A 13,680-nucleotide genomic window follows, 5' to 3' on the forward strand; every position below is an offset into this window, starting at 1 on the left:
AATAGCGTCATGCTGTATTGGCATGGTGGCGGTAAGTGCTGGCGAGATGCCAGGCGCATCGCCCATGCCACTCGCCGAATGCAAATCGGGTTACTGCCTTCTTCATTCTAAAGGTGAGGCTCTGGTATATCGTGGAGTTGCCAACTTTGATGAGGCAGGTACCGGAACGACGGGTTTGCTTTACCCAGCTCCCAATGCAGTTGGACTGGTTGCTGCCGTCTTGACCCATGGCCTATTGGTTGGCTCGGCTAAGCAAGAACAAAGGAAGAAAATTCAGGCAGAAGCCGATAAAGTGTTATTGCCCTATCTGCGGGCAATCGGAGAGATTGGCTATGAGCAGTTGTGGTCACTAGCCATCTCAAGATTACCAAGTGATGCCAAAGTGCGATGGGCTATTGATAACTCTGATCTTGGTAGTGACTCTGCTATAGAAAGTAATTTGGTCATTTCAATGACACAAGATCAATCGTCGCTCGTCTTGGACAATACAATTGTTTTCAGGAAGGGAGGGGGGCGCGAAAAGCGTGACCATCTCTCGACTGTACGAGTAATTTCCCCCGCGCACATTGAAGCAAAGCCCGAGGACTACTGGACAAAGAATAGCGGTGAGCAGTTGATAAGTACCAGCGCGGATTTAATTGCAGACTCACTTCAGGTTGCAATTCGGGATTTCGAAGCGTTGAAATCAACACCAGATAACAGTCCATTTAAGACGATCCGCTATAAAGAGGGTGAGGCTGAAAAGTTTGAGCGCGCACAAGTATTAAGCGATGAGTGTAATCGTGTGTTAATACGCTCGCTGAATGGAGCTCTTATGTTGGTTCCCCTTGCACGTCGCGTCTCCGGCGATAGTGGTGATGCTCACTGCCATCAGCCTGATACAAAACCACACATCACATCCTCGCTCCCCTAAACTCATCTGCCCATCACTGGACTGCAACACAGGGTGATGTAGGTGGAATGCTACAGGGGCATCAATCAACATCTCAATTCTGTTCTGGGTCGAAAGCTGCCCCAGATGAACGGTCGCTATAGCGCAATAAAATTCTGACGCGCAAACTGGGACGCGGTGACTGTGGATGAGGATTGGTTCCAACGGTTGAGCAACTCCATGCTTACGCGATACTGAAGTGTGGTTAAGTAGGATTAAAAACAAAACCCCGCCGAAGCGGGGTTTTGTTTTACAGCGACGCGTCGTGGGACGAGTTACATCATGCCGCCCATTCCACCCATGCCGCCCATGTCGCCGCCCATGCCGCCAGCAGCCGGTTTGTCTTCCGGCAACTCGGCCACCATGCAAGCCGTCGTCAGCATCAAGCCGGCGATGGAAGCCGCGTTCTGCAGCGCAGTGCGGGTCACCTTGGTCGGATCGACCACGCCCATTTCGAGCATGTCGCCATAGACGCTGCTGGCTGCGTTGTAGCCATAGCTGCCCGAGCCGCCCAGCACTTGGTTCACCACCACCGATGGCTCGTCGCCCGCGTTGGCGACGATGGCGCGCAGCGGAGCTTCCATCGCGCGCAGCACGATGGTGATGCCTGCGTCCTGGTCGTGGTTGTCGCCCTTCAGGCCAGCCACGGCTGCCTTGGCACGCAACAGAGCCACGCCGCCGCCAGGGACGATGCCCTCTTCCACCGCAGCGCGGGTGGCATGCAGCGCGTCATCCACGCGGTCACGCTTTTCCTTCATTTCGACTTCGGTGGCTGCACCGACCTTGATCACGGCCACGCCGCCAGCCAGCTTGGCCTTGCGCTCTTGCAGCTTTTCCTTGTCGTAGTCGCTGGTGGTCTCTTCCAGTTGCTTGTTGATGGTGAGCAGACGACCCTTGATCGCGTCTTCGGAGCCTGCGCCGTCGATGATGGTGGTGTTGTCCTTGCCCACTTCGATGCGCTTGGCCTGGCCCAGTTCGGCCAGCGTAGTCTTTTCCAGCGTCAGGCCGACTTCTTCAGCGATCACCGTGCCGCCGGTCAGGATGGCGATGTCTTCCAGCATGGCCTTGCGACGGTCGCCAAAGCCGGGCGCCTTGACGGCGACGGTCTTCAGGATGCCACGGATGTTGTTCACCACCAGAGTGGCCAGCGCTTCGCCTTCCACATCTTCAGCGATGATCAGCAGCGGACGGCCTGCCTTGGCCACGCCTTCCAGCACGGGCAGCAGGTCGCGGATGTTGGAGATCTTCTTGTCGTGCAACAGGATGAACGGGTTGTCCATCGCAGCGATCTGCTTGTCCTGATTGTTGATGAAGTAGGGCGACAGGTAGCCACGGTCGAACTGCATACCTTCGACCACGTCCAGTTCGTTCTGCAACGACTTGCCGTCTTCCACGGTGATTACGCCTTCCTTGCCGACCTTTTCCATCGCAGCGGCGATGATGTCGCCGATGGCTGCGTCAGAGTTGGCGGAGATGGAGCCGACCTGAGCGATCTCCTTGGTGGTGGAGCAAGGCTTGGAGATCTTCTTCAGTTCTTCGATGGTGGCGATCACGGCCTTGTCGATGCCGCGCTTCAGGTCCATCGGGTTCATCCCGGCGGCCACGAACTTCATGCCTTCCATCACGATGGATTGCGCCAGCACAGTCGCGGTTGTTGTACCGTCACCGGCCACGTCGGAAGTCTTCGAAGCCACTTCCTTCACCATTTGCGCGCCCATGTTCTCGAACTTGTCCTTCAGTTCGATCTCCTTGGCGACGGACACGCCGTCCTTGGTCACGGTGGGGGAACCGTAGGAGCGATCCAGCACCACGTTACGGCCCTTGGGGCCCAGTGTCACTTTGACTGCATCAGCCAGAATGTTGACACCCGTCACCATCTTGGCACGGGCTGCGTCGTGGAACTTTACGTCTTTTGCTGCCATGTTGTTTCTCCTGAGAATTCGATAAATTGGGGATTAGGCTTCGACGACGCCGATGATGTCGTCTTCGCGCATGGTCAGGAATTCCTGACCGTCCAACTTGAAGGTCTGGCCGGAATACTTGCCGAACAGCACCTTGTCGCCGACCTTCACGCTCATGACGCGCAGCTTGCCGTCGTCACCGACCTTGCCGTTGCCGACAGCAACGACTTCACCCGTGTCAGGTTTTTCAACGGCGGTGCTGGCCAGCACGATGCCGGAAGCGGTCTTCACGTCTTCTTCCATACGCTTGACGATCACGCGGTCGCTCAAAGGACGAATTTTCATGCTTGGTTCTCCTGAAACAATGAGTTGAATTGAAAGCGGGCGCGGAGTTTAGCACTCTCGCCCGGCGACTGCCAATGATGGGGATGACATGGTCGATTTCAAGAGCGCAATGAAAAGAATTTGCAGAGGTCGCCCCAGCCAGGCCGGGGCACGCGGGAAACCGGAACCCGCCGAACCACGGGCCTCGGCACTCCAAACACAGGGGAAGCTGCTCTGCGGAAAAGAAAAATGCGACCGAAGTCGCATCTCTCTCGGGCCGTGCCCGGAATAAAGCCCCCGCCTGTGCCGTTGGCTCAATGTCTTGAACCTGGGTTCAAGATGGTCGTTTCCCGGTTACATCAGGATCGTCCGACGCGGGACGTTCACAACAGTAACTTGGTGGGTCACAACCTTAAGCAGCGCTTATTGGTTCAAAGAATTATGAGCCTGACAAACACCGCAGGGGACAAACTTGATCTGTGTTTCAACAACTAGAACAGGGCATCCTGTTCAGCCAGAGCGGAATCCACCGTCGCCTGCATGGCCTGCATTCTACGCTTAAACTCTCCGAGGTCAAACCCTGCACCGACGCGGGTTTTGAGCAGTTCATGGGCAATGTTCAGTGCGGCCATCACCGCAATGCGCTCCATCGAAGCAGTCTTGCCAGCGGCCTGGATCTCGCGCATCTTCTTGTCCAAGTAGGTGACGGCCGCAAGCAAATCGGCCTCGTCGTCTTCCGGGCAGGCGACGCGAAAATCGCGGTCAAGCAGAGTGACTTCCAGTGTCTTCATCGTGTTGTCGCTCATGCTTCTTCCGGCAGTTGGCTCAGCAGATTCTCCAGCCGACCGGAAACGCCCTCGATTTTGTCACTGTATTGGCGATTCTGGCTCAGGGCGGCGGCCAACTCCTGGCGTAGCTGGTGATTCTCGGAGCGCAGGCGCGAGGCCAGCTGCACCAACTGACCCAATTTTTGCTCCAGCGCGTTGAATTCGTTTTGCATGGGGCGAACTATAGTTTAAGGGATTCCGCCACGTCAAACGGTAACGAAAGTTTTTGCGGGCGACCCGGGAGCGGCGCAACTTGCTGGTAGAATGCGCGCGCTTTCGGGTGCCGGACGAGCTATCGTCCGGTTAAACGGGAAACAGGTGCGATGCCTGTGCTGCCCCCGCAACGGTAAGCAGGTGTGGAGTCATCCTCATGCCACTGTGGATTCATCACGGGAAGGCGATGACTCTTTCTGCGAGCCCGGATACCGGCCCGAGAGTAGGTCAGGAATGCGCGGGTGGCGCAGGGACGGCAGCGCCACACCGCCCACCCTTCGTTCGCCCCGCTTTCCTGTAATCAACCGTTTCAACGGGGACGCTTGGAACTTACTCAGGAAATCATCATGCAACATAATCGACTTTTGGCTGCACTGCTATGTGCGGCCTCTCCCTTGGCGCACGCCGAACCCGGGCAAGCATTGGACGAGATCGTAGTTACGGCTACGCGCTTCAGGGATGCGGCGACGGATAAACCGATCAATGTCTCTATCATCAGCCGCGACGACATCCAGCAAAGCAGCGCGCGCACCCTGCCGGAGTTGCTCGCCGAGCAAGCGGGTATCGCCATGCGCGACCTCTTCGGCAACAACGCGGCCTCGTCCACGGTGGACATGCGCGGTTTCGGTGCGACGGCGGGGCAGAACACCTTGATCCTGCTGGATGGACGACGCATCACCGATCCCGACCTGTCCGGTGTGCAATGGGCGGCGATCCCGTTCGCCGCCATCGAACGCATCGAAATCGTACGTGGCAGCGGCGCCGTGTTGTATGGCGACGGAGCCAGCAGCGGGGTGATCAACATCATCACCCGCATGCCGACTAAAGTGGGCGGCAGCGGTCAGGTCAGCGTGCGTGGCGGCAGCTATGACACCAATGAGCTACAAGCCAGCGGTGGCTATTTCTCCGGCGATGTCGGAGTGGATGTCACCGCCAGCAAGCTGCATTCGGGCGGCTATCGAGCGAATAACAGCAACGACCAGGCCAATGCGCAAGCCACCGCCCGCTGGTTGACCGAGGCGGGTGAACTGGCGCTCAAGCTGGGCATGGACCAACAAACCATCCGTCTGCCGGGCGCTCGCACTGTCCAGCCCGCGCTGGGCATCGACCAGGTGACGACCGACCCGCGCGGCGCGGCCACGCCGCTGGATTACGCCAGCCGCGATGGCAACCAGGTGGCGCTGGAGTGGCAGCACAGTCTGTCCGGGGCTGACCTCAATCTAGGTGTGGCACGTCGCACCAAGAATCAGAAGTCGTATTTTGACCAAGGCGGATTCCCGACCTATCGCGATGGCGATCTTGCGGTGAACTCGTTCACCCCGCGTGTGCGCATCCCGCACCAGCTGGGCGGCGACAGCTCACTGGTGGTCGGCGTGGATGTGCAGCGTTGGGATTACGCCCAGCGCATCTCGAACGCGGCAGCCAACATCGCCCAGCCGATCAATCGCATCGGCATGACCCAGAGCAACGATGCCTGGTATCTGCAGAACACCACCCACCTGACCACTGCGACCACGCTGCTGGCCGGGTTCCGCAAGGAGCGGCTGGGCATGAACGGCACGGACATCTACAACGCCGCTGCGCCCGGCGCATTCTTAGGCTCGGCGGCTCCCGCAGGCTCGTTCTCTGCCGCGAAGAATGCCTATGAGCTTGGATTGCGCCACCAGTTCGATACGGGACTATCCATCCACGGCAGGGCTGGGCGCAGCTTCCGCTTCGCCAACGTGGACGAGATCTACGAATCCGGCCCGGCTTTCACCAACCAGTTCCAGTTCCTGCGCCCGCAAACGGTGGATGGGTTCGAATTCGGGTTGGGGCAGCGCGTCTCGTCGGCGAGCTGGCGCGCCACCGTGTTCAGCAACGAAGTCAGGGATGAGATCCATCTCGATCCGTTCAGCACAGGCGTGGGCAATACCAATCTGCCGCCGTCACGCCGTCAGGGCATAGAGCTGGAGGGCAAGTGGCAAGTGTTGCAACCACTGACACTGAATGCGACTTACGGCTACACCGACGCACGCTTCATCTCCGGCGTGTGGCCGGGCAGCGCGTTCACCCAGACCAACGTCAGCATCGCTGGCAAGCATGTGCCGCTGGTGGCCAGCCAAAAGGCGAATCTGACCGCATCGTGGGCGATGAGCGCACAGACCCGCCTAAATACGGCGGTGAGCCATGTCGGTACGCAATTCATGGAGAACGACGAGGCCAATACCTTGGGCATGAAGATCCCGGCGTACACTCTGGTCGACCTCAAGCTGGTGCATCAAGTGGGTGGCTTGCAACTGAGCGCCTCCGTGAACAACCTGTTCGACCGCAAGTATTACAACTATGCTGTCAGCAGCCAGTTCACACCGGGCAAGTTCAACGCATATACGTTGCCGGGAAGGACTGTGTTTGTGGGGCTTGGTTACCAGCTCTAAACAGGTGTGACTGTGCACGAGGGCGGCGGTGCCGCCCTTTTGCTTTTCTGCTACAGTGCGCGCCATGAATTCCATGACCAGCAGTCAGCTCTATCGCCGTCTTCTCGGCTACGTCAAACCTTACTGGCGCGTGTTCGCGCTCTCCATACTCGGCATGATGGTGGCGGCGGCGACCGAGCCGCTGTTGCCTGCCCTGCTCAAGCCTATGCTGGACGGCACCTTCGTGCACAAGGACGACACGGTGATCCGGCTCACGCCCGTGTTCATCCTGGTGATCTTCTTCGTGCGCGGCGCGGCCTCGTTCGTGGGCACTTACGCCATCGGCTGGATCGGCAACAAGGTGGTGATGGATCTGCGCGAGCAGATGTTCGCCAAGCTGTTGTCCCTGCCCACGCGCTATTACGACGATCACGCCACCGGCAATCTGATCTCCAAGCTGACGTTCGATGTGACCCAGGTCACGGCAGCGGCGACCAGCGTGGTGACCATCACCATCCGCGATTCCATCATCGTCGTCGGCCTGCTCGGCTGGCTGTTCTATCTCAACTGGAAGCTCACGCTGCTGTCGCTGGTGATGGCGCCGGTGATCGCCCTCATCATCACTACCATCAGCCGTCGGCTGCGCAGTGCCAGCCGCGATTCGCAACAGGCCATGGGCGACATCACGCAGACCATAGAGGAGAGCGTGACGGCGCATAAAGTGGTGAAGCTGTTCGGCGGACAAAGCTACGAGAGCCACCGCTTCTTCGAGCATTCCAACGGCCTGCGCCGCCACACCATGCGTCAGACGGCAGCGTCGGCAGCCAACGTGCCCATCGTGCAGATGGTGGCCGCCGTGGCCTTGTCCATCGTCATCTATCTGGTCATCGAACAATCGCGCTCCGACCAGACCACGGTCGGCGGTTTCCTGTCATTCGTCGCCGCCATGCTGATGCTGACCGCGCCGATCAAGCGCATCACGGCGGTGAGCGAATACATGCAGCGCGGGCTGGCGGCGGCGGAGTCGGTGTTCGAACTGCTCGATACGCCCAGCGAGGTCGATCAGGGTACGGTGGCAATGGGACGCGCGCGCGGCGACCTGGCGTTCGAGCATCTGGATTTCTCCTATCAGGCTGATGACGCCAAGAAGGTGTTGCGCGATGTCAATCTGGCGATCCCGGCGGGGCAGACTGTGGCGCTGGTCGGCGCTTCGGGCAGCGGCAAGAGCACGCTGGCCAATCTGGTGCCGCGTTTCTACACGCCGACGGCAGGGCGCATCACGCTGGACGGCCACGATCTGAGCGAGCTCAGCCTGGCCAGCTTGCGCGCCAATATCGCGCTGGTGAGTCAGGAAGTGGTGCTGTTCAACGACACGGTCGCGGCTAACATCGCCTACGGCCAGATGCGCGAAGTGCCGGAGGCCGAGATCGTCGCGGCGGCGGTGGCCGCCCATGCGATGGAATTCATCCGCGAGATGCCGCAAGGATTGAATACGCTGGTCGGCGAGAAGGGCGTGCGCCTGTCCGGCGGTCAGCGTCAGCGCATCGCCATCGCCCGCGCTATCCTCAAGAACGCGCCCATCCTGATTCTGGACGAGGCCACTTCGGCGCTGGACTCGGAATCCGAGCGCCATGTCCAAGCGGCGCTGGAAACGCTGATGCAGGGCCGCACTTCGCTGGTGATCGCCCACCGCCTGTCCACCATCGAGAACGCCGATCGCATCGTGGTGATGCAGAAAGGCGAGATCGTGGAAGTCGGCACGCACCGCGAATTGCTGGCGCACAACGGTGTCTATGCGCAACTGCACCGTATCCAGTTCTCCGAAACGCGCACTGCGCAATAAGCTGCGGACCACCGCAGCAGACCATACTTTGGGAGTCGTTGCCATGAAACGGAAGCAAGCGCTGGTGCCTGACTACTACCAGGAATTCCACTGCATTGGGGGAGAGTGTGAGGAGTCGTGCTGTATCGGCTGGAAAATCTCGGTGGATGAAGTGAGTTTGCGCCGCTATCAAGCGTGCCAACACGAGGTGCTGACACCGATGTTCCGTGAGGCGCTGATCGAGAATCAGGACGCGCAGACCCGCACCAAGGAGAATGCGGCGGCCATGAAGTGTTCAGAGGATGGGCGCTGCTCGTTTTTGCAGGCGGATAACTTGTGCTCAATACATCGCCATTTGGGCGGCGAGACGCTGTCTGATACTTGCGCCACCTATCCACGCTACGTCAATCTGTTCGGCGGACAGCTAGAGTACTCACTCGGTATCTCTTGCCCCGAAGCGGCGCGCAAAGTGCTGTTGCACCCCGAGCCCATAGGCTTCGAGCTGATCGCTGTCGACCCTGACCTGGAACGGCGTGGTTTCATTTCCCGCCGTTTTCCGCAGCAGAGCAATGGTGATCCGGCGCAAATGGCCATCCTCAACGACCTGCGCGGCTTGGTCATCGGCCTGTTGCAGTTCCGCGAGCTATCGCTAGGCGCGCGGCTGATGGTATTGGGTTTCCTGCTGGAAGATGTGGACAAGGTCACGTCTTCGGCCAAATTCAAACAAGCCTCGGAGCTGCTGCCGGTGCTTCAGGGCTACAGCCACTTCGTGTCCAATCCCGCCAATGTCGAGGCGCAGTTCGCTCAGATCAACGGCGATCTGGCGCGCAAGATCCAGACCATCGGCAACGTGCTGGTGCAATTCCTGGCCGAGCGCGCTACGCCGCGCATGCGCGAATGTCTGATTGCCGCTTCCAGCGGTTTGCTGGCCGGAGAAACTGAAAAGCCGGTGGCTGACGCTGACCTGCTGGGGCGTTACTCCGCCGCTTACCGCCAGTATTACGCACCGTACTTTCAGGACAAGGGCTACATTCTGGAAAACTATCTGGTGAATCAGGTGCTAACGCGCCTGTTTCCCTTTGCTATCGGCAACTACCTCGATCTGTACCGCGAGTTGGTGTGCAACCTCGCCATCGTCCAGGTCTTGCTGGTCGGCATGGCTGCGCATGAACAAGGCCTGAGCGATGAGCGCGTGGTACAGCTGCTGCAGTCCTTCGCTCGCAAGACCAATCACAATCCGGCCTATCTGGAAAAGCTATTGCTCGCCATTGGGGCGACAGGGCAAGGCAAGTTCGTGGATGTGATGTGGCTGCTCAAGGAAGCGTAAGTCGCACATATCCTTGGCGGCGGCGGGGTCGAGCAAATCGCCACCTTGCGGTAGAATGCGCGCCTTGCCCTGTATCCTGACCCTCGCATGACCGCCCGACTGCGCGAAATCCCCTACAACTACACCTCGTTCTCCGACCGCGAGATCGTCATCCGCCTGCTCGGCGATGAGGCGTGGGACATCATCAACGGGCTGCGCCAGGAGCGCCGCACGGGCCGCTCGGCGCGCATGTTGTACGAGGTGTTGGGCGACATCTGGGTGGTGACTCGCAATCCCTATCTGCAAGACGACCTGCTCGGCAATCCGGATCGGCGCAGTGCGCTGGTCGGTGCTTTGCGCCACCGGCTGAACGAGATCGAGTCGCGTCGCCAGAGTAACGAGATCGTGGCGCGCCTGCTGCAACTGGCCAACCAGGCCGTGGATGAATTCGCCGCCGAGTTCAGGCAGACGCTGGAGTTGCGCCGCCGTGCCTTGCGCGCACTCGGCAAGCACACCCGCCGCGACAACATCGCCTTCGACGGACTGGCACGTGTCTCGCACGTCACCGACGCGACGGACTGGCGCGTGGAATATCCCTTCGTGGTGCTCACGCCAGATACAGAAGCCGAGGTCGCGCCGCTGGTGCGCAGCTGTATCGAACTCGGTCTGACGCTGATCCCGCGCGGCGGCGGCACCGGCTACACCGGCGGCGCAGTGCCGCTGACCAAGCTTTCCGCCGTCATCAACACCGAGAAGCTGGACGCGATCTCCGCCGTCGAATCGCGCGTGTTGCCCGGCCTGACCCAACCTTACGCCACCATCCATTGCGGCGCAGGCGTGGTGACGCGGCGCGTGATGGAAGCGGCAGAAGCCAACGACCTGGTGTTCGCGGTCGATCCGACGTCGGCGGATGCCTCCTGCATAGGCGGCAATGTGGCGATGAACGCAGGCGGCAAAAAGGCCGTGCTGTGGGGCACGGCGCTGGACAATCTGGCTTCGTGGAAAATGGTCACGCCGGACGGCTTGTGGCTGGAAGTCGAGCGCCTTGACCACAACCTGGGCAAGATCCACGACGTGGAACTGGCACGCTTCCGCCTGAGCTATTTCGAGGCGGACGGCAAAACCCCGCACGGCGCGCCGGAGATTCTGGAGATTCCCGGCGGGAAGTTCCGCAAGAGCGGCCTCGGCAAGGATGTGACCGACAAGTTCCTGTCCGGCCTGCCCGGCATCCAGAAGGAAGGCTGCGACGGCATCATCACCTCGGCGCGCTTCATTTTGCATCGGGCGCATACGCACACCCGCACCGTGTGCCTGGAATTCTTCGGCCAAGTGCGCGAAGCCGTGCCCGCCATCGTCGAGATCACCACCTTGCTGGACAACCGTGGCGACAAGCCGGTGCTGCTGGCCGGGCTGGAACATCTGGACGAGCGCTACCTGAAAGCCGTGGGCTATGCCACCAAATCGCGGCGCGGCACGCGGCCCAAGATGGTGCTGATCGCCGATGTGGTGAGCGACGACGAACGCGCGGCGGGTGAAGCCGCATCCGAGATCGTGCGCCTGGCCAACCTGCGTCACGGCGAAGGCTTCATCGCCGTCGCCGCCGAAGCACGCAAGAAGTTCTGGCTGGATCGCGCCCGCACCGCCGCCATCGCCAAACATACCAACGCGTTCAAGATCAACGAAGACGTGGTCATTCCGCTGCCGCGCATGGGCGATTACTGCGACGGCGTGGAGCGCATCAACATCGAACTGTCGCTGGCCAACAAGCTGAAACTGCTGGATGCGCTGGACGAGTTCTTCGCGGGCGAGCTGCCGCTGTTCTATCAGGACGACGCGCAACTGGGTGACACCGAATTGCTGGGCAACCGTCCGCAGCAAGCGCGCGAACTGCTGGCCAAGGTGCGCCAGCGCTGGCAGTGGCTGTTGGAAAATCTGGATGAACCCAGTCGTAAGTCGGAAGACGTAAGTCCCGAGCAAACAGCAACTCCCAACTTACGTCTTACGTCTCCGGACACTAACCCGACTGTCTTCCACACTTTGCAAGATCACAGCATCCGCGCCTCGTGGAAGGCCGAAGTGCGCGAAGAGTTGCGTCACACCTTCAGTGGCCGCACGTTCCAGACGATTCTGGAAAAGTGCAACGCTATCCATCAGACCGTGCTGAAGAGCCGCGTGTTTGTGGCGCTGCACATGCACGCCGGCGACGGCAACGTGCATACCAATATCCCGGTCAACTCCGACGATTACGCCATGCTGCAACAGGCCAACGGCGCGGTGGATCGCATCATGCAGTTGGCGAAAGACTTGGGCGGCGTGATCTCGGGCGAGCACGGCATCGGCATCACCAAGTTCGACTATCTGGAGCCGGAAGAGCTGACTCCCTTCGCGGAATACAAGCGCCGCGTCGATCCCGAAGGCCGGTTCAACAAGGGCAAGCTGCTCACCGGCAGCAACCTCGAACGCGCCTACACCCCCAGCTTCAACCTGATGGAGCTGGAAAGCCTGATCCTGGAAAAAAGCGAGTTGGGCGAGATCGCCGACTCGATCAAGGACTGCCTGCGCTGCGGCAAGTGCAAGCCGGTGTGCAACACCCACATCCCGCGCGCCAACCTGCTGTATTCGCCGCGCAACAAGATTCTCGGCACGTCCTTGCTGATCGAAGCCTTTTTGTACGAAGAGCAGACCCGGCGCGGCATCTCGCTGGCCCATTTCGACGAGTTCAACGATGTGGCCGACCACTGCACGGTGTGCCACAAGTGCGCGAACCCTTGTCCGGTCAACATCGACTTCGGCGACGTGTCCATCGCCATGCGTAACTTCCTGCGCAAGCAGGGCAAGAAGAAGTTCAATCCCGGCAGTGCCGCCTCGATGGCTTTCCTCAATGCGACCGACCCGGCCACCATCAAGCTGGTGCGCAAGGTGATGATTGAGTGGTCGTACAAGGCGCAGCGGCTGGGCTATCAGCTCGGCAAGCACTTCGGCCTGATCCGCGAGCAAGTGGCACATCCGCCCGCCACGCTGGGGCGCGCGCCGGTCAAGGCGCAGGTGATCCACTTCATCAACAAGCCGATGCCGGGCAATCTGCCGAAGAAGACTTCGCGTGCGCTGCTGGACATCGAGGATCAGACCGTGGTGCCGGTGATCCGCAACCCGCACAAGGTCAACGAGGACTCCGAAGCGGTGTTCTACTTCCCCGGCTGCGGCTCCGAGCGCCTGTTCGGTCAGGTCGGGCTGGCGACGCAGGCGATGCTGTACGAGACCGGCGCGATCACCGTGCTGCCGCCCGGCTACCTGTGCTGCGGCTATCCGCAGACTGCCTCCGGCTTTGCCGACAAGGGCAACCAGATCACCACCGACAACCGCGTGCTGTTCCATCGCGTCGCCAACACGCTCAACTACCTCGACATCAAGACCGTGGTCGTGTCCTGCGGCACCTGTATGGATCAGCTGCTGAAGTACCAGTTCGACAAGATATTCCCCGGCTGCCGCTTGCTCGACATCCATGAATATCTGCTCGAAAAGGGCGTGAAACTGGAAGGCGTGCAAGGGACGCGCTACATGTACCACGACCCCTGCCACTCGCCGATGAAGACGCACGCGCCGATGAAGGTGGTGAACGAATTGATGGGCGTGCCTGTCGCGCAAAACGAGCGCTGCTGCGGCGAGTCGGGCACCTTGGCGGCGAGCCGCCCGGACATCTCGACGCAGATCCGTTTCCGCAAGGAAGAAGAAATGCGCAAGGGGGCGGATGCACTGCGTGCCGATGGCTTTGCCGGTGAGGTCAAGATACTGACCTCCTGCCCGTCCTGCCAGCAAGGTTTGTCGCGCTACAACGAGGACTCGGGCACCACGGCGGATTACATCGTGGTCGAGATGGCCAAGCATCTGCTGGGTGAGAACTGGCTGGCCGATTACGTCGCCAAGGCCAACAACGGCGGCATCGAGCGGGTGCTGCTCTAG

General features: G+C 60.2%; 9 protein-coding genes, 1 other RNA gene and 1 riboswitch. Of the genes, 5 read left to right on the top strand and 5 right to left on the bottom strand.

Translation table 11 applies throughout. The features are described 5' to 3' along the window. The first annotated feature begins 64 nt into the window (after nt 1–64). Nucleotides 65–913 (top strand): hypothetical protein, encoded by an 849-nt coding sequence (locus tag DM08_RS12775; RefSeq protein ID WP_152555759.1) that lies wholly within the window; start codon nt 65–67, stop codon nt 911–913. A gap of 293 nt (nt 914–1,206) precedes the next feature. On the opposite strand, the gene groL is transcribed toward DM08_RS12775, so the two are convergent. From groL to DM08_RS02610, 5 genes are all read right to left on the bottom strand, one after another. Next, nucleotides 1,207–2,853: a chaperonin GroEL gene (gene groL, locus DM08_RS02595; protein ID WP_035383091.1), complete on the bottom strand. Its 1,647-nt coding sequence runs from the start codon at nt 2,851–2,853 to the stop codon at nt 1,207–1,209. Nucleotides 2,854–2,886: 33 nt separating this feature from the next. Further along, nucleotides 2,887–3,177 carry a co-chaperone GroES gene (locus DM08_RS02600; RefSeq protein ID WP_035383092.1) on the bottom strand — a complete coding sequence of 97 codons (291 nt, stop codon included), beginning with the start codon at nt 3,175–3,177 and terminating at the stop codon, nt 2,887–2,889. Between the two features lie 269 nt (nt 3,178–3,446). Continuing rightward, nucleotides 3,447–3,625, bottom strand: a non-coding RNA gene (ssrS, locus tag DM08_RS12465) — 6S RNA. A gap of 22 nt (nt 3,626–3,647) precedes the next feature. Beyond that, complete coding sequence (locus DM08_RS02605) at nt 3,648–3,962, bottom strand: cell division protein ZapA (RefSeq protein ID WP_035383093.1); 315 nt, start codon at nt 3,960–3,962, stop codon at nt 3,648–3,650. Continuing rightward, entirely contained in the window at nt 3,959–4,156 is a 198-nt protein-coding gene (locus DM08_RS02610; RefSeq protein ID WP_035383094.1) for a hypothetical protein, read from the bottom strand. Before DM08_RS02610 ends, DM08_RS02605 begins: the two co-directional genes overlap by 4 nt. 88 nt (nt 4,157–4,244) lie before the next feature. Further along, a riboswitch (cobalamin riboswitch) is annotated at nt 4,245–4,432 on the top strand. A 111-nt stretch (nt 4,433–4,543) separates the two neighbouring features. Here DM08_RS02610 and DM08_RS02615 point away from each other — a divergent pair. The 4 genes from DM08_RS02615 (at nt 4,544) to DM08_RS02630 (ending at nt 13,680) form a co-directional block, all read left to right on the top strand. Further along, nucleotides 4,544–6,613 (top strand): TonB-dependent receptor, encoded by a 2,070-nt coding sequence (locus tag DM08_RS02615; RefSeq protein WP_035383095.1) that lies wholly within the window; start codon nt 4,544–4,546, stop codon nt 6,611–6,613. A 73-nt stretch (nt 6,614–6,686) separates the two neighbouring features. Continuing rightward, nucleotides 6,687–8,435, top strand: a complete 1,749-nt coding sequence (msbA, locus tag DM08_RS02620) for a lipid A export permease/ATP-binding protein MsbA (RefSeq protein WP_035383096.1) — start codon at nt 6,687–6,689, stop codon at nt 8,433–8,435. Between the two features lie 43 nt (nt 8,436–8,478). Continuing rightward, nucleotides 8,479–9,741 (top strand): flagellin lysine-N-methylase, encoded by a 1,263-nt coding sequence (gene fliB / locus DM08_RS02625; RefSeq protein ID WP_035383097.1) that lies wholly within the window; start codon nt 8,479–8,481, stop codon nt 9,739–9,741. Nucleotides 9,742–9,828: 87 nt separating this feature from the next. Beyond that, nucleotides 9,829–13,680, top strand: coding sequence for a DUF3683 domain-containing protein (locus tag DM08_RS02630; protein WP_051937749.1), 3,852 nt, complete (start codon nt 9,829–9,831; stop codon nt 13,678–13,680).

Origin of the sequence: Ferriphaselus sp. R-1, from assembly GCF_000746095.1 — a bacterium.
Lineage (GTDB): Bacteria > Pseudomonadota > Gammaproteobacteria > Burkholderiales > Gallionellaceae > Ferriphaselus.